This is a genomic window from Streptomyces cupreus, assembly GCF_014257025.1.
Classification (GTDB): domain Bacteria; phylum Actinomycetota; class Actinomycetes; order Streptomycetales; family Streptomycetaceae; genus Streptomyces; species Streptomyces cupreus.
In genome coordinates, this window is record NZ_JACMSF010000060.1 from 25,163 (window position 1) to 48,284 (window position 23,122).

Annotated in this window: 23 protein-coding genes and 1 riboswitch; of the genes, 16 read left to right on the plus strand and 7 right to left on the minus strand. The window is 71.5% G+C overall.

Going from position 1 to position 23,122, the window contains the following annotated elements:
• Positions 1-148: 148 nt before the first annotated feature.
• Positions 149-312, plus strand: a riboswitch (cyclic di-AMP (ydaO/yuaA leader).
• 12 nt (positions 313-324) lie between these two features.
• Both H4N64_RS36090 and H4N64_RS36095 read left to right on the plus strand, forming a co-directional pair.
• Positions 325-1,089 carry a M23 family metallopeptidase gene (locus H4N64_RS36090; RefSeq protein WP_186286820.1) on the plus strand — a complete coding sequence of 255 codons (765 nt, stop codon included), beginning with the start codon at positions 325-327 and terminating at the stop codon, positions 1,087-1,089.
• A gap of 188 nt (positions 1,090-1,277) precedes the next feature.
• Complete coding sequence (locus H4N64_RS36095) at positions 1,278-1,973, plus strand: GntR family transcriptional regulator (RefSeq protein WP_186286821.1); 696 nt, start codon at positions 1,278-1,280, stop codon at positions 1,971-1,973.
• A 137-nt stretch (positions 1,974-2,110) separates the two neighbouring features.
• Here the strand turns inward: H4N64_RS36095 and H4N64_RS36100 are convergent, their stop codons facing one another.
• Positions 2,111-2,392, minus strand: a complete 282-nt coding sequence (locus tag H4N64_RS36100) for an HPr family phosphocarrier protein (protein WP_186286822.1) — start codon at positions 2,390-2,392, stop codon at positions 2,111-2,113.
• A 177-nt stretch (positions 2,393-2,569) separates the two neighbouring features.
• On the opposite strand from H4N64_RS36100, the gene H4N64_RS36105 reads away from it, so the two are divergent.
• The 4 genes from H4N64_RS36105 to H4N64_RS36120 are packed head-to-tail and all read left to right on the plus strand — an operon-like array spanning position 2,570 to position 8,095.
• Positions 2,570-5,518, plus strand: a complete 2,949-nt coding sequence (locus tag H4N64_RS36105; RefSeq protein WP_186286823.1) for a bifunctional acetate--CoA ligase family protein/GNAT family N-acetyltransferase — start codon at positions 2,570-2,572, stop codon at positions 5,516-5,518.
• A gap of 50 nt (positions 5,519-5,568) precedes the next feature.
• Positions 5,569-6,156: a DUF5998 family protein gene (locus H4N64_RS36110; RefSeq protein WP_186286824.1), complete on the plus strand. Its 588-nt coding sequence runs from the start codon at positions 5,569-5,571 to the stop codon at positions 6,154-6,156.
• Entirely contained in the window at positions 6,156-7,400 is a 1,245-nt protein-coding gene (locus H4N64_RS36115) for an alkaline phosphatase family protein (RefSeq protein WP_186286825.1), read from the plus strand. Before H4N64_RS36110 ends, H4N64_RS36115 begins: the two co-directional genes overlap by 1 nt.
• A 47-nt stretch (positions 7,401-7,447) precedes the next feature.
• Positions 7,448-8,095 (plus strand): thymidine kinase, encoded by a 648-nt coding sequence (locus H4N64_RS36120; RefSeq protein ID WP_186286826.1) that lies wholly within the window; start codon positions 7,448-7,450, stop codon positions 8,093-8,095.
• Between the two features lie 13 nt (positions 8,096-8,108).
• Here the strand turns inward: H4N64_RS36120 and H4N64_RS36125 are convergent, their stop codons facing one another.
• Positions 8,109-8,912, minus strand: coding sequence for a VOC family protein (locus H4N64_RS36125; protein WP_186286827.1), 804 nt, complete (start codon positions 8,910-8,912; stop codon positions 8,109-8,111).
• A gap of 296 nt (positions 8,913-9,208) precedes the next feature.
• Between H4N64_RS36125 and H4N64_RS36130 the strand changes: the two genes are divergently transcribed.
• Positions 9,209-10,060, plus strand: coding sequence for a sulfurtransferase (locus H4N64_RS36130; RefSeq protein WP_186286828.1), 852 nt, complete (start codon positions 9,209-9,211; stop codon positions 10,058-10,060).
• A 74-nt stretch (positions 10,061-10,134) separates the two neighbouring features.
• Here H4N64_RS36130 and sepH read toward each other — a convergent pair whose 3' ends face one another.
• The 3 genes from sepH to H4N64_RS36145 form a co-directional block, all read right to left on the minus strand.
• Positions 10,135-11,169, minus strand: coding sequence for a septation protein SepH (gene sepH, locus H4N64_RS36135; protein ID WP_186286829.1), 1,035 nt, complete (start codon positions 11,167-11,169; stop codon positions 10,135-10,137).
• 437 nt (positions 11,170-11,606) lie between these two features.
• Entirely contained in the window at positions 11,607-12,926 is a 1,320-nt protein-coding gene (locus tag H4N64_RS36140; RefSeq protein WP_186286830.1) for a D-arabinono-1,4-lactone oxidase, read from the minus strand.
• Positions 12,886-14,130: an MFS transporter gene (locus tag H4N64_RS36145; protein WP_186286831.1), complete on the minus strand. Its 1,245-nt coding sequence runs from the start codon at positions 14,128-14,130 to the stop codon at positions 12,886-12,888. Before H4N64_RS36145 ends, H4N64_RS36140 begins: the two co-directional genes overlap by 41 nt.
• Before the next feature lie 170 nt (positions 14,131-14,300).
• Here H4N64_RS36145 and H4N64_RS36150 point away from each other — a divergent pair, with 170 nt between their 5' ends.
• Positions 14,301-15,428, plus strand: a complete 1,128-nt coding sequence (locus H4N64_RS36150) for a ferrochelatase (RefSeq protein WP_186286832.1) — start codon at positions 14,301-14,303, stop codon at positions 15,426-15,428.
• 8 nt (positions 15,429-15,436) lie between these two features.
• Positions 15,437-16,252, plus strand: a complete 816-nt coding sequence (locus H4N64_RS36155) for an inositol monophosphatase family protein (protein ID WP_186286833.1) — start codon at positions 15,437-15,439, stop codon at positions 16,250-16,252.
• Between the two features lie 87 nt (positions 16,253-16,339).
• On the opposite strand, the gene H4N64_RS36160 is transcribed toward H4N64_RS36155, so the two are convergent.
• The gene (locus H4N64_RS36160) at positions 16,340-16,513 is read right to left on the minus strand and encodes a hypothetical protein (protein WP_186286834.1); all 174 of its coding nucleotides are present in this window, start codon (positions 16,511-16,513) and stop codon (positions 16,340-16,342) included.
• A gap of 420 nt (positions 16,514-16,933) precedes the next feature.
• On the opposite strand from H4N64_RS36160, the gene H4N64_RS36165 reads away from it, so the two are divergent.
• From H4N64_RS36165 to H4N64_RS36180, 4 genes are all read left to right on the plus strand, one after another.
• Complete coding sequence (locus tag H4N64_RS36165) at positions 16,934-17,587, plus strand: response regulator transcription factor (RefSeq protein ID WP_003997304.1); 654 nt, start codon at positions 16,934-16,936, stop codon at positions 17,585-17,587.
• A 7-nt stretch (positions 17,588-17,594) separates the two neighbouring features.
• Complete coding sequence (locus H4N64_RS36170) at positions 17,595-18,830, plus strand: sensor histidine kinase (RefSeq protein WP_186286835.1); 1,236 nt, start codon at positions 17,595-17,597, stop codon at positions 18,828-18,830.
• 391 nt (positions 18,831-19,221) lie between these two features.
• Positions 19,222-19,518, plus strand: coding sequence for a DUF4193 domain-containing protein (locus tag H4N64_RS36175; protein ID WP_003997302.1), 297 nt, complete (start codon positions 19,222-19,224; stop codon positions 19,516-19,518).
• 13 nt (positions 19,519-19,531) lie between these two features.
• Complete coding sequence (locus H4N64_RS36180) at positions 19,532-20,473, plus strand: hypothetical protein (protein WP_186286836.1); 942 nt, start codon at positions 19,532-19,534, stop codon at positions 20,471-20,473.
• 39 nt (positions 20,474-20,512) lie between these two features.
• Here the strand turns inward: H4N64_RS36180 and H4N64_RS36185 are convergent, their stop codons facing one another.
• Positions 20,513-20,980, minus strand: a complete 468-nt coding sequence (locus H4N64_RS36185) for a DUF3093 domain-containing protein (protein WP_186286837.1) — start codon at positions 20,978-20,980, stop codon at positions 20,513-20,515.
• A gap of 58 nt (positions 20,981-21,038) precedes the next feature.
• Here H4N64_RS36185 and H4N64_RS36190 point away from each other — a divergent pair, with 58 nt between their 5' ends.
• Genes H4N64_RS36190 through H4N64_RS36200 form a run of 3 tightly spaced genes read left to right on the plus strand, consistent with a single transcriptional unit; the run spans position 21,039 to position 22,934 of the window.
• Positions 21,039-21,623 (plus strand): hotdog domain-containing protein, encoded by a 585-nt coding sequence (locus H4N64_RS36190; protein ID WP_186286838.1) that lies wholly within the window; start codon positions 21,039-21,041, stop codon positions 21,621-21,623.
• Positions 21,620-22,171, plus strand: coding sequence for a dUTP diphosphatase (dut, locus tag H4N64_RS36195; RefSeq protein WP_186286839.1), 552 nt, complete (start codon positions 21,620-21,622; stop codon positions 22,169-22,171). The genes H4N64_RS36190 and dut overlap by 4 nt, the downstream gene beginning before the upstream one ends.
• 1 nt (position 22,172) lies before the next feature.
• Positions 22,173-22,934, plus strand: coding sequence for a DUF3710 domain-containing protein (locus tag H4N64_RS36200; RefSeq protein WP_186286840.1), 762 nt, complete (start codon positions 22,173-22,175; stop codon positions 22,932-22,934).
• Positions 22,935-23,122 lie beyond the last annotated feature (188 nt).

Consider the following 23,122-nt stretch of genomic DNA (forward strand, 5'->3'; position numbering starts at 1 on the left):
GGCCCCCTTATGTCCGAATTGAGGGAGAGGTTGCCTGTCTGACCTGTGGCATGCGCTACAAAAGCCCTGATCCGTTTGGGGATTGAAAGTTGCCCCGTTTAGCGTCGTCCGGGCTGTCCGTCAGGCAGTGCGCCGCATCCGCGGCACCGGACAGTCATCGCCGAGTCCCCGTACGGCGCGAGCCAGGGGAGCCGGGGACCCACCGCAGTCCCTGGGGTGAATCGGACGCCCGCGCGTGAGCGAGGGGGTCCGTAGGAGACCTTCCTGCTCCGAACCCGTCAGCTAACCCGGTAGGCGAGAGGGAAGGAAAGGACCAGCCACTACATGGCGTTCACGCGCGCCACCGGGAAGCACCGTCGTCCCAGCAGGATGCAGCGCACCACCGCCCGCGCGGCGGGTGTCGCGGCGCTCACCACCACCGGCGTCATCGGCACCCTCGCGAGCCCGGCGCTGGCCGCCGAGACCTCCGCCGAGCAGACCGGTCTCACCCCCGTCATCAGCATCGGCGACTCGGTCGCCGAGCAGATCGACGCCCAGGCCGCCGCCCAGCAGCAGGCGGCCGACGAGGCGGCGGCGGAGAAGAAGGCGGAGGAGGCGGCCCGCAAGAAGGCCGCCGAGGCCGCCGCGAAGGCCCGTGCGGCCAAGGAGCGCGCCGCCCGCGAGGCCGAGCGCAAGCGCCTGAACACCTTCGTCTCCCCGATCTCCGGCTCCTACGTCTCGACGAGCTACAAGGCCGGCGGCGCCGTGTGGTCCTCGGGCAGCCACACCGGTGTCGACTTCCACGCCTCCAGCGGCACCGCCGTCCGCTCGGTCGGCATGGGCACCGTCGTCGAGGCGGGCTGGGGCGGGGCCTACGGCAACCAGATCGTCATCAAGATGCACGACGGCACGTACACGCAGTACGGGCACCTGTCGTCCATCGGCGTCTCGGTGGGCCAGAGCGTCACCCCGGGCCAGCAGATAGGCCTCTCCGGCGCCACCGGCAACGTCACCGGGGCACACCTGCACTTCGAGGCCCGTACGACCGCCGAGTACGGCTCGGACATCGACCCCGTCGCCTACCTCCGCTCGCACGGCGTGAGCGTCTGACGACACCCGGCTCCGCCTGCGAGGACCCCGGCTCCCCGAGCCGGGGTTTTCGGCGTTTGTGATCCCCCGCTGTCCAAAAAATATCCATGGATTCCGGCCCGCCGTCGGAAATTCCGGCTCATTGCAATAGAGTCACTGAACACACGTCAGTCGTCGACGTTTCACGGGGATTAAAGCGGAGGTCGGTCATGCGTATTCCGGCGCACTCGGTATGCACGGCGATCCGGGACGACATCGTCGCCGGTGTCTACGAGCGCGGCAGCCGACTCACCGAGGAACTGCTCGCGCGCCGCTACGGCGTCTCCCGCGTCCCCGTCCGCGAGGCCCTGCGCACGCTGGAGGCCGAGGGCTTCGTGGTGACCCGGCGGCACGCGGGCGCGTGCGTCGCGGAACCGACCGAGCAGGAGGCCGCCGACCTGCTGGAGATGCGCTCCCTGCTGGAGCCGCTCGGCGCCGCCCGGGCCGCCCAGCGGCGCACCGAGGCGCATCTGAAGGTGCTGCGCGGCCTGGTGAGGCTCGGTCAGGAGCGGGCCAGAAGGGGTAACAGCGAGGATCTGCGCTCCCTGGGCGGCTGGTTCCACGAGACGCTCGCCCAGGCCTCCGGCAGCCCCGCGCTGACCTCGATGCTGACCCAGCTGCGGCACAAGATCGCCTGGATGTACTCCGTGGAGGCCTCGGCCAGCCCCGTGGACGCCTGGGCGGAGCACGGGGCGATCGTGGACGCCGTGGCGCGCGGGGACAGCGAGCGCGCACGGGCGATCACCGCCGTGCACACCGAGCGCTCCAGCGGCACGCACCGGCTGCGGTTCCCCGGCGGCGGGGAGCGCGCCGACCGTGTGAGGAATTCGCAACATCCCGTAAACATGTCGGGCCTGCGGCATTAACATGCGCGCCGTATACAAAGAGGATGTAATTCCCGGGGGATTATTTTCGCTGCCTGAAACCGGGAAATGTGAAGGGCCCGCCCGGTAATTCGGACGAGCCCTTCGGGGAAGCGGCGAGCGCCGCGACCGTTATGTGCTCAGACGGTCTCGGGGAGTTCTTCGAGGCCCTCGGAGACCAGCCTCGCCAGACGGTCGAGGGCGGCGTCCGCACCCTCGGCGTCGGAGGCGAGCACGATCTCCTCGCCGCCCTGGGCGCCCAGGCCCAGGACCGCCAGCATGGAGGCCGCGTTGACGGGGTTGCCGTCGGCCTTGGCGATCGTCACCGGGACGCCTGCGGCCGTGGCGGCTCGGACGAAGATGGAAGCGGGGCGGGCGTGGAGGCCCTCGGCCCAGCCGACGTTGACGCGGCGCTCAGCCATGTGATGCTGCCCTTCAGGTTCTCAGGTTGTCTAGACCAGTGTTCCACAACGTGAAGCGTGCCCGGTACGGTCCTTCGTCCCGTCCCGTGTGGTCACCGGACCGCGGCCTCGATCCGGCACTCGTCCTCCACAGACTGCCTCGCGCCGTTGTCGTACGCGAGCCGTACTCTGGGCCCCATGCAGAGCGCGCCGGACCGGCACGAGTACCCCGCCCACTGGGAAGCCGACGTGGTGCTGCGCGACGGCGGCACCGCGCGCATCCGCCCCATCACCGTTGATGACGCCGAGCGCCTGGTCAGCTTCTACGAGCAGGTCTCGGACGAGTCGAAGTACTACCGCTTCTTCGCGCCCTACCCGCGTCTGTCCGCCAAGGACGTCCACCGCTTCACGCACCACGACTTTGTGGACAGGGTGGGACTCGCGGCCACGATCGGCGGCGAGTTCATCGCCACCGTACGCTATGACCGCATTGGCGCCGACGGGCTGCCCGCCTCCGCGCCCGCGGACGAGGCCGAGGTCGCCTTCCTCGTACAGGACGCCCATCAGGGACGCGGGGTCGCCTCCGCCCTGCTCGAACACATCGGCGCCGTCGCCCGCGAGCGCGGGATCCGCCGTTTCGCCGCCGAGGTGCTGCCCGCCAACACCAAGATGATCAAGGTGTTCACGGACGCCGGGTACACCCAGAAACGCAGCTTCGAGGACGGCGTCGTCCGCCTGGAGTTCGACCTGGAGCCCACGGACCGCTCGCTCGCCGTGCAGCACGCGCGCGAACAGCGCGCCGAGGCCCGGTCCGTGCAACGGCTGCTGGTCCCCGGCTCCGTGGCCGTCATCGGCGCCGGCCGCACCCCCGGCGGCGTGGGCCGGGGCGTCCTCGACAACATCAGGGAGGGCGGGTTCCGCGGTCCGCTGTACGCCGTGAACCTGGCGTTCCCCGAGGAGCTCAAGGAACTCGCCGGGGTGCCCGCGTACCGCTCGGTGCGCGACATCGACGGGCATGTCGACCTCGCGGTCGTCGCCGTGCCCGCCGAGCAGGTCCCCGAGGTCGTCACCGAGTGCGGTGAGCACGGCGTCCAGGGACTGGTCGTGGTCTCCGCCGGCTACGCCGAGAGCGGGCCCGAGGGCCGGGAGCGCCAGCGCGAACTCGTCCGGCACGCGCGCGCGTACGGCATGCGGATCATCGGGCCGAACGCCTTCGGGGTCATCAACACCTCGGCGGACGTACGGCTGAACGCCTCGCTCGCACCCGAGATGCCGCGGCCCGGGCGGATAGGGCTGTTCGCCCAGTCCGGAGCCATCGGGATCGCGCTGCTGTCCCGGCTGCACCGGCGCGGCGGAGGGGTCACCGGGGTCACCGGTGTGTCCACCTTCGTCTCCTCCGGGAACCGGGCCGACGTGTCCGGCAACGACGTCCTCCAGTACTGGTACGACGACCCGGACACCGATGTCGCCCTCATGTACCTGGAGTCCATCGGGAACCCGCGCAAGTTCACCCGGCTCGCGAGGCGTACGGCGGCGGCGAAGCCGCTGGTCGTGGTGCAGGGTGCGCGGCACGGCGGGGCGGCGCCGCAGGGACATGCCGTACGGGCGACTCGGCTGCCGCACGCCACCGTGTCGGCGCTGCTGCGGCAGGCCGGGGTGATCCGGGTGGACACGATCACCGAACTGGTCGACGCGGGGCTGCTGCTCGCCCGCCAGCCGCTGCCGGCCGGGCCGCGGGTGGCGATCCTCGGGAACTCCGAGTCGCTGGGGCTGCTGACGTACGACGCCTGCCTCTCCGAGGGGCTACGACCGCTGCCGCCGCTGGACCTGACGACCGGGGCGTCGGCGGAGGACTTCCGTCGGGCCCTGTCGCGGGCGCTGGCCGACGATATGTGCGACTCCGTCGTGGTGACCGCGATTCCGGCGCTCGGGGAGCCGTCGGTGGGGGACGCGGTGCTGGCCGAGGCGCTGCGGTCGGCGGCGGAGGAGGTGCCGGGGAAGCCGGTGCTGGTGGTGCATGTGGAGCTGGGTGGGTTGGCTGAGGCGCTGTCGGCGGCGGCGAGCACGGCACCCGGAGCTGTGGCCGAGGCGGGGCCGGACGCGCGGCCCGGCGCTGACGAGGCGCCGCCTGTCAGCGGGACGGGTGCAGCCCATGGCGGCACCAATGCCCGCGGCTCGACGGGGACAGGTGCCCGGGCCCTGACGGAACCGGCGGCTCGCGGCGGGGCGGAGACGGATGCCCGCAGCACGACGGAGCCGCCTGCCGGAGGACCTCCCCGCGAACCCCGCCTCATCCCCGCCTACCCCGCCGCCGAGCGTGCCGTCCGGGCCCTCGCCGAAGCCGTGAAGTACTCCCAGTGGCGGCGGGAGGCCGCTGAGCCCGGGCGGGTGCCCGAGTACGACGACATCGACGAGCGGGGGGCCGCCTCGCTCATCGACGGGCTGCTCGCGCGCGGGCAGGGGCTCACCCTCGGATCCGACGAGACCTGTGACCTGCTCGGGAAGTACGGCATCCATGTGCGGCGCGCACTCCCCGCACCCACCCCCGACGCCGCCGTCGAAGCCGCCCGCGCCGTCGGCTACCCCGTCGCCCTCAAGGCCACCGCGCCGCACCTGCGACACCGCGCCGACCTGGGCGGCGTACGGCTGGATCTCGCCGACGAGGAGCAACTGCGGCGGGGCTACGCCGAGTTGGTCGAGTTGTTCGGGAAGCCGGAGGAGCTGCGGCCGGTCGTGCAGGCCATGGCGCCGCGCGGGGTCGACACCGTCGTACGGGCCGTGATCGACCCGGCGGCCGGCGCCGTGCTGTCGTTCGCGCTCGCCGGGGCCGCCTCTCAGCTGCTCGGGGACATGGCACACCGGCTGATCCCGGTCACCGACCGGGAGGCGACCTCGCTCGTCCGCTCGATCCGGACCGCGCCCCTCCTGTTCGGCTGGCGCGGCTCCACCCCGGTCGACACCCCGGCGCTGGAAGAGCTGCTGCTGCGGGTGTCGCGCCTGGTCCACGACCACCCGGAGGTCGTCGCCGTGACCCTGGAGCCGGTCGTCGTCGCCCCGCACGGTCTGACCGTGCTCGGCGCCACCGTACGGCTGGCCCCGCCCCCCGCCCGTGACGACCTCGGCCCGCGCACGCTCCCCGCCTACTGACCGGCGCGAGCGGTCCCTCGCAGTCAGTGGGCCCCCGTAGGATGGGGGCCATGGCCAAGACCAGTACGACGACCCAGGGGCTGCGAGCGGCGATCGAGCGCAGCGGCTACTACCCGGCCCTCGTGGCCGAGGCGGTGGAGGCCGCTGTGGGTGGCGAGCCCATCCGGTCGTACCTGGTCCACCAGGAGACCACGTTCGACCAGAACGAGGTGCGGCGGCATGTCACCGTGCTGGTCCTCACCGACAACCGCTTCATCGTCAGCCACACCGACGAGCAGGCCGCGGACACCACCTCCCCGACCCCGTACGCCACGACGTCCACGGAGTCGGTGAAGATCGGCCGGATCTCGTCGGTCGTCCTCAGCCGGGTGGTCGCGAACCCGGAGTCGTACACGCCGGGCACGCTGCCCCGCGAGGTCGTGCTGACCATCGGCTGGGGCGCGGTCTCCCGGATCGACCTGGAGCCGGCCGCCTGCGGCGACCCCAACTGCGAGGCCGACCACGGCTACACGGGCAGCTCCACGGCCGACGACCTCAGCCTGCGCGTCAGCGAGGCCGGCGACGGCCCGGAGACGGTGCGCCAGACGCTCGCCTTCGCGCAGGCGCTCTCCGAGGCGACCGCGGACACCGCCCGATAATGACCCACCCGTCGCCCCCCACCGCCCATGATCGAGGGCGCTCCGCGCCCGCCCCTTCCGATCCCACCTGGGAGCAACACCCACAGCCCCTGCCCCTCGACTCCGCCCCCCTGCCCGAGTACGGCGCGGGCTCGCTCGCCGATCTGCTGCCCACCCTGGCCGCCGGCCTCGGCGTACCGGGCATGACCGCCGCGATCAGCGAGCTGGTCCCGGCCGACCGGAACTGCGTGTTCCTGATCGACGGCCTCGGCTGGGAGCAGCTGAAGGCGCACCCCGAGGACGCCCCGTTCATGACGTCGCTCCTCGCCAGCTCCCGCGGCGGCACGGGACGGCCGCTCACCACCGGCTACCCGGCGACCACCGCGACCTCCCTCGCCTCCGTCGGCACCGGCCTGCCGCCCGGGGCGCACGGACTGCCCGGGTACACCGTGCGCAATCCCGAGACCGGCGAGCTGATGAACCAGCTGCGCTGGCAGCCCTGGACCGCGCCGCGGCCCTGGCAGCCGTACCCCACCGTCTTCCAGCTCGCCCACGACGCGGGTGTGCATGCCGCGCAGGTGTCGTCGCCGGCCTTCGAGAACACCCCACTGACCAAGGTGGCGCTGAGCGGCGGCGCCTTCATCGGGCGGCTGAGCGGCGAGGAGCGGATGGATCTCGCGGCCGAGCAACTGGCCGCCGGTGACCGGTCCTTGGTCTACACGTACTACGCCGAGGTGGACGGCGCGGGGCATCGCTTCGGCGTCAACTCCGACATGTGGCGCGGGCAGCTCATGTACGTCGACCGGCTCGTCCAGCGCCTCGCCGAGCAACTGCCGCCGCGCACCGCGCTGTACGTCACCGCCGACCACGGCATGGTCGACGTGCCCTTCGACGAGCAGCACCGCATCGACTTCGACGAGGACTGGGAGCTGCGCGCCGGGGTCGCCCTGCTGGGCGGCGAGGGCCGCGCGCGCCATGTCTACGCGGTGCCCGGCGCCGAGAACGACGTCCTGACCTGCTGGCGCGAGGTGCTCGGCGAGCAGTTCTGGGTGGCCTCGCGGGAGGAGGCGATAGCGGCGGGCTGGTTCGGGCCGCACATCGACGAGCGGGTGTACGCCCGGATCGGCGACGTGGTCGCGGCCGCTCGCGACGATGTGCTGATCATCGCCTCCGAGCGGGAGCCGAAGGAGTCGGCGATGGTCGGCAACCATGGCTCGATGACCCCCGCGGAGCAGCTGGTGCCGCTGCTCGAAGTACGCTCCTGACGCCAGGCCCACCTCCGACTCCGCTGCCGAAAGGTGCTCAACACCCCATGCCCGAGCTGGTGTTCTTCTCCGGGACGATGGATTGCGGGAAGTCGACGCTGGCTCTCCAGATCGAGCACAACCGCTCGGCGCGCGGCCTGGTCGGCATGATCTTCACCCGCGACGACCGCGCGGGCGAGGGCAAGCTCTCCTCGCGCCTCGGCCTGGTCACGGACGCGGTGGAGGTCGAGGACGGTCAGGACCTGTACGCGTACCTGGTGGACCATCTCTCCCAGGGCGGCCGCGCGGACTACGTCATCGCCGACGAGGCGCAGTTCCTGGCCCCGGAGCAGATCGACCAACTCGCGCGCGTGGTGGACGACCTGAGCCTCGACGTCTACGCCTTCGGCATCACCACCGACTTCCGCTCCAAGCTCTTCCCCGGCTCCCAACGCCTGGTGGAACTGGCCGACCGGGTGGAGGTCCTCCAGGTGGAAGCCCTGTGCTGGTGCGGAGCCCGCGCAACCCACAACGCCCGCACGGTGGGCGGCGAGATGGTGGTAGAGGGCGCGCAGGTGGTCGTAGGCGACGTCGACCAGTCGGACACGATCGGCTACGAGGTCCTCTGCCGCCGCCACCACCGCCGCCGCATGACAGCCGCCACGGCGAGAGCGGCGGCCCTGTCCCCGGACGTACTGCCGGTTCCTTCGGCCTAGGGCACCCGGAAGGTCAGGGCCGACTCTGGAGCAGGGAGAATCTTGCGCCCTCCGGGTCTTTCACCGTGGACATGCGGCCCAGGGCGCTGTCGTGCGGGGGTGTGAGGATGTGGCCGCCCAGGGAGGCGGCCTGGGTTGTTGCCTCGTCGGTGTCCGCCACCTCGAAGAAGGTCATCCAGTGGGGGCCCCGGTCGCGGGGGAGGGACTGGCCGAGGCCGAGGATCGCGGCGATGGTGCGGCCGCCAAGGTGGAGGGTGACGTAGTCGAAGTCCGCCGAGACCACCTTCTGCTGCTCGTGGCCGAACACCGTTTCGTAGAACTTGGCCACACCGGCCGTCTCGAAGGTCAGCAGCTCGTTCCAGACCGGGGTGCCGGGGACGCCGGTGAGGGCGATGCCGAGGTGGGCCGCGGCCTGCCAGACGCCGAAGACGGCGCCGGAGGGGTCGGAGCAGATCGCGAGGCGGCCGGCCTCGGCGGCGTCCAGGGGGCCCACCCCCACCGTGCCACCGCACAGCCGTACCGTCTCGGCCGTCAGGTCCACGTCCGTCGAGGCGAAGTACGGCGTCCAGGCGATGGGCAGATGCCGGTCCGGCGGGAGCTGGCCGATTCCGGCCACCTCTTTCCCGTCGAGCAGCGCCCGCACATACGGGCCGAGCTGCTGCGGTCCGGGCCGGAACTCCCAGCCGAACAGCTCACCGTAGAACTCCTGGGTCGCGGCCAGCCCGTGCACCATCAGGCTCACCCAGCAGGGCGAGCCGGGCGCGTGCCGAGCATGCGCTTCGCCGTTCAGGCCGGCCGACCCCCGTGCCTCGGTCATCGTCACTCTCTCCTCGGCCCCTCGCGGTGGCCGCGTCGATTCCGCTCTCCCGATCCCCGTGCCGATGCTCGCACCACCCGTGATGCAGCGCGTCCCGGGCGCGCCGCCGTCCCGCGCGTGTGCCCGGAGGATGCCCGGTGTGCCGTTTCTCGTCCGTTTCCGTGTGATTGCCCACGGGTGTCGATCGGCTGTACAGCATGTGCCCGATCCCGTACGCCTCGTGATCGGGGCTGTCCGGCCGAGCAGAGTAGCCGGACATGGACGTTGCGGCCACCCCGTGCGCGAGGATGGTGGCCATGAACGCCATCATCTCCGCAACCGAACTCGCGAGCGACCTGGCAGGATCCCGTCCGCCGGTGCTGCTGGACGTCCGCTGGCAGTTGAGCGTGGCTCTAGCGGCGGGCGAGCCGCCCTTCGACGGACGGGCCGAGTACACGGCCGGACACCTCCCCGGCGCGGTCTTCGTAGACCTGGACGAAGAGCTCGCGTCCACCCCCGGGGCGGCCGGCCGGCACCCGCTGCCGGACCTCGCGGAGTTCGGCGCCGCGATGCGCCGCGCGGGCGTCACGGCCGGGCGCCCGGTGGTCGTGTACGACGGCGGACAGGGCTGGGCGGCGGCACGCGCGTGGTGGCTGCTGCGCTGGACGGGTCACCCGGACGTGCGAGTCCTCGACGGCGGGTTGCCGGCCTGGGACGGCCCGCTGGAGACCTCGGTACCGACCCCGACGGAGGGCGATTTCCAGCCGAACCCCGGCGCGGCGGGTCTGCTCGACGCGGACGGCGCCGCTGCCCTGGCCCGCTCCGGGCTGCTGCTGGACGCCCGCGCGGGGGAGCGCTATCGGGGCGAGGTGGAGCCGATCGACCGCGTCGGCGGACACATCCCGGGCGCCGTGTCCGCGCCGACCAACGAGAACGTCGCCGCTGACGGCCGCTTCCTGCCCGCCGAGGAACTGCACGCACGCTTCAAGGCCCTCGGCGCCGACGACGGCACCGCGGTCGGCGTGTACTGCGGCTCGGGCGTCTCCGGGGCCCACGAGGTCCTGGCCCTCGCCGTCGCCGGCATCCCGGCCGCGCTCTATGTGGGCTCCTGGTCCGAGTGGTCCGCGGACCCGTCCCGCCCGGTGGCGGTGGGCCCGGACCCGCAGTAGCAACAGAACCGGGCCCGCACCGACCGGCGCGGGCCCAGACGTTCCTACGGCTGCCTCATCAGGCGTACGACCGACTACTCCTGCTTCTTGCGGCGGGTGCCGAAGACGATCTCGTCCCAGCTCGGGACCGCCGCGCGGCGGCCCGGGCGGACGCCGTCGGCCTCGGCCTGGCGGTCGGTCGCGCCGATGAGGCGGTCCCGGTGGGCGCCGACGGAGCGGGGCATGAGGACGTCCGCGTAGGCGGAACCGGCCGACGCCGCGGGCGCCGGGGGTTCCTCCGCCGCGGGCTCGGCGGCGGGCGGCTCCTCCGGAGCAGGAGTCTCCGACGGCCGTTCCGGTACGACGAGGTCGCCGCGGAAGCTCGGGACGGCCTCCAACAGACTGGTCAGCGAGTCCCGTTCGCTCGCGGTCTCCTCGGCCGGCTCGGGCGCCGGCAGGCTGGGCCGCTCGCGATCCAGGGCACGGTCCAGCGGGCGGTCGCGCGGCAGCCGGGCGATACGCGGGACGAACGGAAAGCTGGGCTCCGGCGCGGCGAGGTCGTCGGACTCGCCGATCAGCGAGCGGGCCTCGTCGTCGACGGCCTGGACGAGCCGCCGGGGCGGGTCGTACGTCCAGCTCGCCGAGTGCGGTTCGCCCGCGACCCGGTAGACCAGCAGCACCTCCCAGGTGCCGTCGTCGCGGCGCCAGGAGTCCCACTGCACGGTGTCCTTCTCGGCGCCGCGCAGCAGCAGCCGCTCCTGGACGGCCTCGCCGAGCTGGGGACCGGCGTTCTCGCCGGGGCGGCGGACCGGGGTCTTGCGGGCCCGCTCGGCCATGAAGGCACGCTCGGCCAGCACGGGGCCCTCGAAGCGACGGACGCGGTCGACCGGAATGCCCGCCATCTGCGCGACTTCCTCCGCCGTGGCACCCGCGCGTATACGCGCCTGGATGTCGCGGGGGCGGAGATGGCTCTCCACCTCGATCTCGATCTGGCCGAGGCGGGGGCGGTCGCCGCGTACGGCGGCGCGGAGCCGTTCGTCGATCGGAAGCGTGTACTCCGTTGCGTCGGCAGCCTTCAGCACCAGCCGTGTGCCGTCATTGGAGACGGCCACGACACGCAGTTCGGGCATGGGGACCTCCCGGGTGGTGCCTGCCGACGTCACGTGCGTCGCTGCTTCCGCTAGTCGAGTGTGGCCTGCCCGGGTGCAGCCTGCCACAACCTTGCCGAGTTGCCCGGCGTGTCGGGCGCGGGCCCTGGATCGCCGTTATGGCACGGTTACCTATTCGCAACGCTAAGTGACCAACTCCGTCACCCTGTGCAACTAGCCCCCTCCCGGCGGTCCTTGAAGGCCACGGACGTCCTGGCGGGAGACCGGACCCAGGGCTCGCAACAGTACTCCATTTGGGCCACGTGCGTGGATTGGCACGCCGCCCAACTTCTGGCAAGAAGCCTGACTCGGCCGTCGGTTGAGTGGTTCTGGGATCTTGAACGTGGCGTACTTCACCCAATCCGCAGAAACGGAACTAATGGATCCCCCTGCACGCGGCCTCGGCCACGGCGCGTCGGCTACGCCCCCAACACCCGCCGCAAGTAGTCGTTCTGGAACAGCCGGTCAGGGTCAAGGCGATCCCGCAGCGCCGTGAACTCGCCGAAGCGCGGGTAGACGCCGGCGAAGTAGTCGGCGTCCCGCGTGTGCACCTTGCCCCAGTGCGGCCGGCCCTCGTGGGCCGTGAAGATGCGCTCGGCGGCGGTGAAGTACCGCTGATACGGCGTCCCCTTGGCCATGTGGACGGCGATGTACGCGCTGTCCCGGCCCGACGCGGTGGACAGGGTGATGTCGTCGGCCGGGGCGGTGCGCACCTCCACGGGGAAGCTGACCTTGAGGTCCGAGCGGTCGACCATCGCCTTCAGTTCGCGCAGCGTCTCGACGGCTGCCGCGCGCGGGACGGCGTACTCCATCTCCACGAAGCGCACCCGGCGCGGTGATGTGAAGACCTTGTAGGGAATGTCCGTGTACGTCCGCGCGGACAGCGCCCTGCTGGAGATCTGGGCGATGGCCGGGATCGTGGCCGGCACCGCGCGGCCTACCCACTGCGCGGCCTGGAAGACGCCGTTGGAGAGGAACTCGTCCTCGAACCAGGCCTTGAGCTGTCCCACCGGACGCTCCGGGCCCGCGCTGCGGTTGTTGCGCTTGGTGTTGGTGTTGCCGGTGTGCGGGAACCAGTAGAACTCGAAGTGCTCGTTTTCGGCCCACAGTTCGTCGAAGTCGCGGGTGACCCGGTCGAAGGTCATCGGCTCCTCGCGGGCCGTCAGCAGGAAGAGCGGTTCCACGGCGAAGGTGATCGCGGTGACGATGCCGAGCGCGCCGAGGCCTGTCCGGGCGGCGGCGAAGACCTCCGGATTCTCCTTCTCGGAGCAGGCGAGGACCGACCCGTCGGCGGTCACCAGCTCAAGTCCCTTGATCTGGGCGGCGATCGAGCCCGAATCCCGGCCCGTGCCGTGGGTGCCGGTGCTGGTGGCCCCGGAGACCGTCTGCTCCATGATGTCGCCCATGTTGGTCAGCGACAGACCCTCGCGGGCCAGGGCCATGTTGAGCCTCTTGAGCGGGGTACCGGCCTCCACCGTGACGGTCATGGCGTTCCGGTCGATGTTGCGGATGCCGGTCAACAGTTGAGGGCGGATCAACACACCGTCGGTGGCCGCGATCGACGTGAAGGAGTGGCCGGTCCCGACGGCCTTCACCTTCAGACCGTCCTCGGCGGCCTTGCGCACGGCATCCGCCAGTTCCTCCACCGAGGCGGGCGTGACCTCCCGCGCGGGGCGGGCGGAGACGTTCCCGCCCCAGTTACGCCACGTGCCGTTCTTCCCGCTCGCTGTGCTGCTCAACGGTGCCTCCCCGACCCGGCGCCGGTCTGCTGAGCCGGCGGTACCCGAGGAAACCGACCGCGACCGCGACGGCTCCGGAGACCGCCGGAACCCCGTACCCGGCCCGCGCACCGGCCGCGTCGATCACCCAGCCGGCCACGGAGGAGCCGAGCGCGACCCCGACCGCGAGCCCGGTGCTCACCCAGGTCATGCCCTCGGTCAGTTGCGCGCGTGGTACGTGCTGTTCGATGAGGGACATCGTCGTGATCATCGTGGGAGCGATGCAGAGCCCCGCAAGGAACAGCGCCACGGCCAGAAACGGCAAGTTTCCGACCAGTAGGAGGGGGATCATACTCACGGCCATCGCACATATGCCCAGCAGCCAGCGAGGTTCGGGCGCCCCCTTGAGATGCAGCAGCCCGAACACGGCGCCCGCCACACAGGAACCGGCCGCGTACAGGGCGAGGACGACGCTCGCGGCGCCCTTGTGGCCCTGCTCCTCGGCGAAGGCCACGGTGACCACGTCGACGGCCCCGAAGATCGCTCCCGTCGCCACGAAGGTGGCCACCAGGACCTGGAGGCCGGGGGAGCGCAGGGCGCTGCCGCCGCGCCTCTCGTGCCGCTCGCGCGGGTGCGGCTCGGGCTCGGTGGCACGTTGGGCGGTGAGCCAGAAGACGCCGACCGCGAGGAAGCAGGCGGCGAGCAGCGGGCCCGCCTCCGGGAACCAGGCCGTGGACAGACCGATGGAGATGATCGGCCCGAAGATGAAGCAGACCTCGTCCACCACGGACTCGAAGGAGTACGCGGTGTGCAGCTGCGGGGTGCCCCGGTACAGGGCCGCCCAGCGGGCCCGGATCATCGCGCCGACGCTCGGCACACACCCGATGCCGGCGCAGAACACGAAGAGCGTCCAGTCCGGCCAGCCGTAGTGCGCGGCGAACAGCAGCCCGGCCGCGGCGGCGAGTGAGGCGAGCGTCGCCGGACGCAGCACGCGCCGCTGGCCGTACTGGTCCACAAGACGCGAGACCTGCGGCCCGGCCACCGCGGCGGCGAGCGCGATGGTGGCCGACAGGGCGCCGGCCAGGCCGTACCGCCCGGTCAGCTGGGACACCATCGTCACCACACCGATCCCCATCATCGACAGGGGCATCCGGCCGAGGAAGCCCGCGGCGGAGAAGCCCTTGGAGCCGGGGGCGGCGAACAGGGCGCGGTAGGGGCTGGGCACGGGATCTCCGGTCGCGGGATGGCGGCGCGCGAGGCACCGCGTAAGGCGTGTACATGGCCGATACAGCTTACGAGTTAGGTGACCCTAACGCACCCGACCGGCCGGTCGCGCACCCAGGTCGACACCCCGCCGTTTCCCGGCTGTCAGCGCCGGGTGGCAGGATCGGACGCATGCCAGACGTGCTCGATGCCAGCCCTTACGACGCCCTCCTCCTGCTCTCCTTCGGTGGCCCCGAGGGCCCGGACGACGTGGTTCCGTTCCTGGAGAACGTGACGCGAGGGCGCGGCATCCCCAAGGAACGGCTGAAGGAAGTCGGACAGCACTACTTCCTGTTCGGCGGGGTCAGCCCCATCAACGACCAGAACCGCGCACTGCTCGACGCCCTGCGCAAGGACTTCGCCGACCACGGCCTGGACCTGCCGGTCTACTGGGGCAACCGCAACTGGGCGCCGTATCTGACGGACACCCTGCGCGAGATGGTGCGCGACGGCCGCCGCCGCATCCTGGTCCTCGCCACCAGCGCCTACGCCTCGTACTCGGGCTGCCGCCAGTACCGCGAGAACCTCGCCGACTCGCTCGCCGCGCTTGAGGCCGAGGGCCTGGAGCCGCCGAAGATCGACAAGCTCCGGCACTACTTCAACCACCCGGGCTTCGTGGAGCCCATGATCGACGGTGTGCTGCGGTCGCTGGCCGACCTCCCCGAGGAGGTCCGGGACGGCGCCCACATCGCGTTCACGACCCACTCCATCCCGAACTCCGCCGCCGACACCTCGGGTCCGGTCGAGGACCACGGCGACGGCGGGGCGTACGTCGAGCAGCACCTGGACGTGGCGCGGCTGATCGCCGACGCCGTCCGCGAGCGCACCGGCGTCGACCACCCCTGGCAGCTCGTCTACCAGTCCCGCTCCGGCGCCCCGCACATCCCGTGGCTGGAGCCCGACATCTGCGACCACCTGGAGGAGCGGCACGGCGCCGGTGTCCCGGCCGTGGTGATGGCTCCCATCGGCTTCGTCTCGGACCACATGGAGGTCCTGTACGACCTCGACACCGAGGCCGAGGCGAAGGCCGAGGAGCTGGGGCTGCCGGTGCGCCGCTCGGCCACCGTCGGCGCCGACCCTCGGTTCGCCGCCGCCGTCCGTGACCTCGTCCTGGAGCGGGCCGCCGCCGAGAGCGGACGGGCCGTCACGCCGTGCGCCCTGGGCGCGCTCGGCGCGAGCCACAACCTCTGCCCGGTCGGCTGCTGCCCGGCCCGCGCCCCCCGGCCCGCCGCCGCGGGCGCCGACAGCCCCTACGCCTGAGGAGCCCCGTGACCGACCCCCTGCACTCGGACCTGCTCCGTCTCGCCCAGGAGGCCGCGCGCCGCGCGGGCGACCTGCTGCGCGACGGACGCCCGGCCGATCTCGCGGTGGCGAAGACCAAGTCGAGCCCGATCGACGTGGTGACCGAGATGGACATCGCCGCCGAGAAGCTGATCACCGACCTGATCTCAGAACAGCGCCCGGACGACGGCTTCCTCGGCGAGGAGGGCGCCTCCACCGAGGGCACCAGCGGGGTCCGCTGGGTGATAGACCCGCTCGACGGCACGGTCAACTACCTGTACGGACTGCCGACTTGGGCCGTCTCCATCGCCGCCGAGCAGGACGGCGAGACCGTCGTCGGCGTCGTCGCGGCCCCGATGCGCGGCGAGACGTACCACGCGGTACGAGGCGCCGGCTCCTGGGCCACGGGTGCCTGGGAGGGCGAGCGCGCACTGGCCTGCCGCCCGGCGCCGCCCCTGGAGCAGGCGCTGGTCTCCACGGGCTTCAACTATGTGACCGGGGTCCGGGTCCACCAGGCCGAGGTCGCCCACAGACTGATCCCGCTGCTGCGGGACATCCGGCGCTCCGGCTCGGCCGCGGTCGACCTGTGCGACGTGGCCGCGGGCCGGCTGGACGGCTACTACGAGCGAGGCCTGCACCCCTGGGACCTCGCGGCCGGCGACCTGATCGCCCGGGAAGCGGGCGCCCTGACCGGTGGACGCCCCGGAGAGCGCCCCGCGGCCCACCTTGCGGTCGCGGCCACCCCGGGCGTCTTCGAGCCCCTCCAGCGCCTGCTGGAGGAATTCGGCGCCTGGCACGACTGAGCGGGCAGCCCGGCGCGACAGGCCGGGCACAGAGCGGGCCCCCGGCGCTGGATTCGCCGGGGGCCCACTGTAGTGCGTAAGTGCTGGTCAGACGCTGGACGCGCCGACTTCCACACCGTGCTCGGCGGCGAGGCGGCGCAGGTCGTCGAGTTCGCCCTGCTCCACTTCGACGAGGAACTCGTCGCCCTCGTCACGAGCCCGCGTCAGGTCGGACTCGGTCGCCCTTATGCGCTGCAGAAGCCCTGCGGTGAATGCGTCCATGCTGTGCCCCCTCGTCCTGGGTCGTGGGTCGGTGGCACGGGGGTGTGCCGTTCGGAAGGGGCGATCACGTCTCCTGTGGGTGCCCGGCGTGCTGCCCCTGCCGGGCGGCGACGGTGCCGGACATCCACGACCGCTCTGCGGAAAGCGGACTGCTCCGTACCGCATGGTGGTGTGGCAGAAGCGGAGCGTGATCGCGGGGTGTAAAGCCGTCCTCCCCCCGCTCTCAATCACGGAAACCTCAACCCACCAAGAAAATCTCGCATTCCCGGGTCCTCACACCCGTCCCTCATCCGTCACTCACCCGTCTTACCGCCGACTTATGGCCGAAAAGGGCAGGATGGAGGCCAACACACCCCAGCAGACCCCTGCCCGCGCGCCCGGAGCGGCGCTACGCGGGTGGACAGAGGAAGGAACAGCGACGTGCGCGTACTCGTCGTCGAGGACGAGCAACTGCTCGCCGATGCGGTGGCCACCGGACTGCGCCGGGAGGCCATGGCCGTCGACGTCGTGTACGACGGTGCGGCCGCCCTGGAGCGCATCGGCGTCAACGACTACGACGTGGTCGTCCTCGACCGCGACCTCCCGCTCGTGCACGGCGACGACGTCTGCCGCAAGATCGTCGAGCTCGGCATGCCCACCCGCGTGCTGATGCTCACGGCCTCCGGTGACGTCAGCGACCGTGTCGAGGGCCTGGAGATCGGCGCCGACGACTATCTCCCCAAGCCCTTCGCGTTCAGCGAGCTCACGGCACGCGTGCGTGCCCTCGGCCGCCGCACCAGCCTGCCGCTGCCGCCCGTCCTGGAGCGCGCCGGGATCAAGCTCGACCCCAACCGCCGCGAGGTCTTCCGCGACGGCAAGGAGGTCCAGCTCGCGCCCAAGGAGTTCGCCGTCCTTGAGGTGCTGATGCGCAGCGAGGGCGCGGTCGTCTCCGCGGAGCAGCTGCTGGAGAAGGCCTGGGACGAGAACACCGACCCGTTCACCAACGTCGTCCGCGTCACCGTCATGACGCTGCGCCGCAAGCTGGGCGAGCCCCCCGTCATCGTCACCGTCCCCGGCTCCGGCTACCGGATCTGAGTTCCCCATGGCAGCGACCCCCGCACCGCCCCAGGCGCCGCCCAAGCCGACCTGGGACCCGAGAAGGCCGGTGCAGCCCCTCCCCTGGCTGCGCCCGACGATCCGCATACGGCTCACCCTGCTCTACGGCGGCATGTTCCTGATCGCCGGCATCCTGCTGCTGTCGATCATCTATCTGCTCGCCGCGAGCGCGATGAACGTCGGCAGCGATCTGCCCTTCAAGATCGTCTCCGGCCAGGTGGCCAGCGAGACGTGCACGCTGCGCTCCAGCCAGTTGCCCGCGGACGAGCTGAACCACGCGCTCAACGAGTGCGTGAACGAACAGCGCCAGCACGCCCTGGACACTCTGCTCAGCCGCTCCCTGCTGGCCCTGCTCGGCCTCGCCGTCATCGCCTTCGCCTTCGGCTACGCCATGGCGGGCCGCGTCCTGTCGCCGCTCGGCCGGATCACCCGCACCGCCCGCGCGGTGGCCGGCTCCGACCTGTCCCGGCGGATCGAGCTGGACGGCCCGGACGACGAGCTGAAGGAGCTGGCGGACACCTTCGACGACATGCTGGAGCGCCTCCAGCGGGCGTTCACCGCCCAGCAGCGCTTCGTCGGCAACGCCTCGCACGAGCTGCGCACACCGCTCGCGATCAACCGCACGCTCTTGGAAGTCCATCTGTCCGACCCGAACGCGCCGGTGGAGCTCCAGCAGCTCGGCAAGACGCTGCTGGCGACGAACGAGCGCAGCGAGCAGCTCGTGGAGGGCCTGCTGCTGCTCGCCCGCAGCGACAACCAGATCGTCGAGCGCAAGCCCGTCGACCTCGCCGAGGTGGCCGAGCAGGCAGTCGACCAGGTGCACGGCGAGGCGGAGGCCAAGGGCGTGGAGATCCGTGGCAAGCGCGATCCCGCGGTGGTCCAGGGCAACGGCGTCCTGCTGGAGCGGATCGCCCTGAACCTCGTGCAGAACGCCGTGCGGTACAACATCCCCGAGGGCGGCTGGGTCGAGGTCACCACCGAGCTCCAGCACGGCCAGGCGGTGCTCGTCGTGTCGAACACGGGGCCCGTCGTCCCCGCGTACGAGATCGACAATCTCTTCGAGCCGTTCCGGCGGCTGCGCACCGAGCGCACGGGCAGTGACAAGGGCGTCGGACTCGGTCTGTCCATCGCGCGGTCCGTGGCCCGGGCGCACGGCGGGCACATCGCGGCGCAGTCGCGCGAGGGCGGCGGGCTGGTGATGAGAGTCGCCCTGCCCGTCTGAGATCGATGAGGCGACATGGGGATGTTCGCTTTGCGCGGAATTTTCAGGGCGCGAAGTCGGGGGTACCGTGTGTGATCGATCACAAGGGCGAATTTCCGGCCATCTACTCTCCGTGATCATGCGACCTGTCGGAAAGCCGGGAAAATCCGGGTTTTCGGGGGTCCTGATCACGGGAAGTACACGGTGAGACGCCTTTGAAGTGCGGCATTAGGACCGTGTACGGTCCCGTTCGCCATCCAAGCCGATCACTCTTGAGGAGTCCGGTTGGGTGTCGATTGAGTAACAGACCTTGATGTGAGGCAAAATCTCCGCCTCGGGTCGGGCACAAGTCCGGCCTCTCACGCGTTACGTGCGCTGGAGACACCGCAGACACCCAGAGGGGGAGAGCGACATGGCAACGGATTACGACACCCCACGCAAGACCGACGACGACGTCGACTCGGACAGCCTTGAAGAGCTCAAGGCCCGGCGGAACGACAAGTCGACCTCCTCGGTGGATGTCGACGAGTTCGAGGCCGCGGAAGGCCTTGAGCTGCCCGGCGCGGACCTCTCGAACGAGGAGCTGGCCGTCCGGGTGCTGCCCAAGCAGCAGGACGAGTTCACCTGCATGAGCTGCTTCCTGGTGCACCACCGCAGCCAGCTGGCCCGGGAGAAGAACGGTCAGCCGATCTGCCGCGACTGCGACTGAGGAAGGGTCGGCCGTGACTGGCTCGACCCCTCCCTGGAAGCGCCGCTTCCACGTGCGGGAAGCGGACCAAGGGCCGCCCGGCGGCCCCTTCGGCGCGCGTGACGACGGGCGAGGCTCATCCACCGATGGATCGGCCTCGCTCGAACCGGCGGCCGGCCCTGGCGATCTGCCGGCGCCGGCTCAGCCTCGGGTGCCCGCCGCGCGTCGACGGGCGGCGGTGATCCGGGAGAAGGCCTGGGAAGGCGTCCGCAAGGGCGGCAGCCGCGCCAAGGCGGGCCTCGCCTACCTCACCGACCGGATCATCGAGAACGCCCCGCGGGTGCCCGTACGGGACCTCGCGACCCTGCGCAGACAGTTCCCGGGGCTCGGCCCCGAACAGCTCGCCGACAAGCTCGTGGCGGGTGCGAGGACCGCGACATCGACGGTCGGTGCCGGCGTCGGCGCGGCCGCCATGCTGCCCGTGCCGCCGGCCATGCCGACCGAGCTGGCCGCGGAGATCACCGGAGTCGCCGCGATCGAGCTGAAGCTGATCGCCGAACTCCACGAGGTCTACGGCGTACGACCGCCGGGGAACCTGAAACAGCGCTCCACCGCGTACCTGGACTCCTGGTCGGGGGAGCGCGGCATCGACGTGACCAAGCCGTCGACGGTGAGTTCCGCGCTGAACACCCATATGAAGCACCAGCTGCGTCAGCAGATCATGAAGCGGATGGTGCGCAATCTGCCGAACCTGATGCCGTTCATGGTGGGCGCGGCCGTGGGTGCGCTGATGAACCGCCGGGACACCAAGAAGCTGGCCGACCGGATCCGCGCGGACCTGCGCAGGATCCAGGTGCCCTGGGACGCGCTGGCGGACCTTCCGCCGCTGGAGGCGCCGGCCGATCCGCTGACGATCGGGGACGTCACCAAGGAAGTCGGCCGCAAGCGCCTCGGACGCGGCAGGTCCGGAAGCTGAGGTGCCGCGCTCCGGGTCCCCTTGCCGGGGACCCGCCGGTCACCTGTGCCTGTCCGCCTTGGCCGCCTTGATGGCCTCCGCCAGAGCCTCCGGCTCCCGCGTCGACAGGTACAGGTACGGCGTCGGGTCCTCGGGGTCGGTGACCTCCACGCGCAGCGCCGTCGGGATGTAGGCCCGCAGCAGCAGGAAGGCGCGGGTGTCGGCCTTGTACGTGCGCCAGGCCCGGGCCTCCTCGCGCTCCAGGACCTCCGCCTCGCCCAGCGCGGTGACCGGGATCTTCGCCTCGCCCGCGATCAGCGAGCCGCCCACCACCCGGATCCGCACCGAGCCGTACGAGCTGGCCACCACGGCCGCCGCGGCCGTGCCGCCGGCCAGCGCGCCGAGCATCGGCAGGGTGCCGAACGGGAGGGCGATCAGCGCCAGGGAGAAGCCGACCAGCACCGACATCAGCCACCACGAGCGGGGGGCGGTGAGGCGTTCTTCGTACGGGGTGGCGGAGAGCTGCATGGATCCAAGCTTGGCACGGTGTCCGGAAGGCGCCGACGCGCGGGTAAGGTCTGCGGCTGTGAGTGGTACATCCGCAAGCCTTCAACCCCCGGCCGACGCCGTGAAACCGGTGCGACATCCTGATGCTCCCGAGCCCGGTGAGCTTCTCGGCGCGCACTACGGACAGTGTTTCGGCTGTGGCGGTGAGCAGCCGCACGGGCTGCACCTCCAGGCGCGGGCGGGCGAAGGGGTCTCCCTCACCGCCGAGTTCACCGTGCGCCGCGAACACCAGGGCGCGCCGGGCCTCGCGCACGGCGGCATCCTCGCGACCGCCCTCGACGAGACCCTGGGCTCGCTGAACTGGCTGCTGCGGACCATCGCCGTGACCGGACGTCTGGAGACCGACTTCCGGCGGCCGGTACCGGTCGGCACCGTGCTGCATCTTCAGGCCGAGGTGACCGCGGTGGCCGGGCGGAAGATCTACTCCACCGCCACCGGACGCGTCGGCGGCCCCGAGGGACCGGTCGCCGTCCGCGCCGACGCGCTCTTCATCGAGGTCAAGGTCGACCACTTCATCGACAACGGCCGCCAGGAGGAGATCCAGGCCGCCATGAGCGACCCGGACCAGGTGCGGCGTGCCCGCGCCTTCGAGGTGAACCCGTGAGCCGTGACCCTCTGAACGTGCTGCTCCGCCGCGTCGACCCGGACGTACCGCTTCCGTCGTACGCGCATCCCGGCGACGCGGGCGCGGATCTGCGCACCACCGAGGCCTGTGAACTGAAGCCGGGGGAGCGCGCGGTGCTGCCGACGGGGGTGTCTGTGGCGCTCCCCGAGGGGTACGCGGCCTTCGTGCACCCACGTTCCGGACTGGCCGCCCGCTGCGGTGTCGCCCTCGTGAATGCCCCGGGGACGGTTGATGCCGGGTACCGTGGGGAGATCAAGGTGATCGTGGTGAATCTCGACCCGCGCGAGTCCGTGCGGTTCGAGCGCTTCGACCGGATTGCCCAACTGGTCGTCCAGCAGGTCGAGAGGGTCCGCTTCCAGGAGGTCGCGGAGCTTCCCGACTCGGCGCGGGCCGAGGGGGGCTTCGGGTCCACCGGTGGGCACGCAGCCGTGGACGGCGGGCGCGGCACAAGCGGTCAGGCCGCCGACGGCGGCACGACGGGTGGGACTAGATACGCTTCGGTCGTATCCGACCGGGAAGGACAGTGACGTGTTCGGACGTCGCAAGAAGAAGGGTGCCGCCGAGGACGCGGCCGGCGAGCCCGAGCAGGTCGTCGACGGCGTCGACACCGAGGCGGACGACGAGGGCACGCGCGAGCGCGTGCGTCTGGAGCCGGAGCCGCGGCCCGACGGTCCGTGGGACAGCACCGAGGTGCGCGAGCCCGGCGAGGGCCGGGTCGACCTGGGCGGGCTCTTCGTGCCCGGAGTCGAGGGCATGGAACTGCGGGTCGAGGTCGCGGGCGACGCGATCGTCGCGGCGACCGTCGTCCTGCGCGACAGCGCCATCCAACTCCAGGCCTTCGCCGCTCCCAAGCGGGAGGGCATCTGGGGCGAGGTGCGCGAGGAGATCGGCGCCGGCATCACCCAGCAGGGCGGCATCATCGACGAGGTCGAGGGTCCCCTCGGCTGGGAGCTGCGGGCGCAGGTCCCGGTCCAACTGCCGGACGGCACGGGCGGCTTCCAGGTCGTGCGGTTCGTCGGTGTGGACGGTCCGCGCTGGTTCCTGCGCGGAGTGATCTCGGGCCAGGGCGCGGTGCAGCCGCAGGCGGCCGGGCTGCTGGAGCAGATCTTCCGGGACACGGTCGTGGTCCGCGGCGAGGGCCCGATGGCGCCCCGCGACCCGATCGTCCTGAAGCTGCCGAACGACGCCCAGATGGTCCCCGAGGGGGTCCAGCAAGAGGAGGCCGGATCCCGGTTCTCCGGCGGCATGGGGCAGTTGCAGCGTGGTCCGGAGATCACCGAGGTCCGATAGACAGACAGGTGGCACAGGGTCGTACCCCTCGGGGTGCGGCCCTTTCCGCTGCGCAGCTGCGGCACACCCCTCCTGAGCCGGGGACCCCGCCGCCGGGTGCGGTCCGTCAGGGTTGCGTCAAAGACGCCCCGGCGGCCGCACCCGGTGTCATATGTCGGGTTTGCTGGTCGTAAGGTCGACGCTGTGGG

What these genes read in the sequence shown, in the direction of transcription:
- H4N64_RS36090 (WP_186286820.1), top strand. Translation starts at nt 325, where the DNA reads ATGGCGTTCACGCGCGCCACCGGGAAGCACCGTCGTCCCAGCAGGATG.
- H4N64_RS36095 (WP_186286821.1), top strand. Translation starts at nt 1,278, where the DNA reads ATGCGTATTCCGGCGCACTCGGTATGCACGGCGATCCGGGACGACATC.
- H4N64_RS36100 (WP_186286822.1), bottom strand. Translation starts at nt 2,392, where the DNA reads ATGGCTGAGCGCCGCGTCAACGTCGGCTGGGCCGAGGGCCTCCACGCC.
- H4N64_RS36105 (WP_186286823.1), top strand. Translation starts at nt 2,570, where the DNA reads ATGCAGAGCGCGCCGGACCGGCACGAGTACCCCGCCCACTGGGAAGCC.
- H4N64_RS36110 (WP_186286824.1), top strand. Translation starts at nt 5,569, where the DNA reads ATGGCCAAGACCAGTACGACGACCCAGGGGCTGCGAGCGGCGATCGAG.
- H4N64_RS36115 (WP_186286825.1), top strand. Translation starts at nt 6,156, where the DNA reads ATGACCCACCCGTCGCCCCCCACCGCCCATGATCGAGGGCGCTCCGCG.
- H4N64_RS36120 (WP_186286826.1), top strand. Translation starts at nt 7,448, where the DNA reads ATGCCCGAGCTGGTGTTCTTCTCCGGGACGATGGATTGCGGGAAGTCG.
- H4N64_RS36125 (WP_186286827.1), bottom strand. Translation starts at nt 8,912, where the DNA reads ATGACCGAGGCACGGGGGTCGGCCGGCCTGAACGGCGAAGCGCATGCT.
- H4N64_RS36130 (WP_186286828.1), top strand. Translation starts at nt 9,209, where the DNA reads ATGAACGCCATCATCTCCGCAACCGAACTCGCGAGCGACCTGGCAGGA.
- sepH (WP_186286829.1), bottom strand. Translation starts at nt 11,169, where the DNA reads ATGCCCGAACTGCGTGTCGTGGCCGTCTCCAATGACGGCACACGGCTG.
- H4N64_RS36150 (WP_186286832.1), top strand. Translation starts at nt 14,301, where the DNA reads ATGCCAGACGTGCTCGATGCCAGCCCTTACGACGCCCTCCTCCTGCTC.
- H4N64_RS36160 (WP_186286834.1), bottom strand. Translation starts at nt 16,513, where the DNA reads ATGGACGCATTCACCGCAGGGCTTCTGCAGCGCATAAGGGCGACCGAG.
- H4N64_RS36170 (WP_186286835.1), top strand. Translation starts at nt 17,595, where the DNA reads ATGGCAGCGACCCCCGCACCGCCCCAGGCGCCGCCCAAGCCGACCTGG.
- H4N64_RS36175 (WP_003997302.1), top strand. Translation starts at nt 19,222, where the DNA reads ATGGCAACGGATTACGACACCCCACGCAAGACCGACGACGACGTCGAC.
- H4N64_RS36185 (WP_186286837.1), bottom strand. Translation starts at nt 20,980, where the DNA reads ATGCAGCTCTCCGCCACCCCGTACGAAGAACGCCTCACCGCCCCCCGC.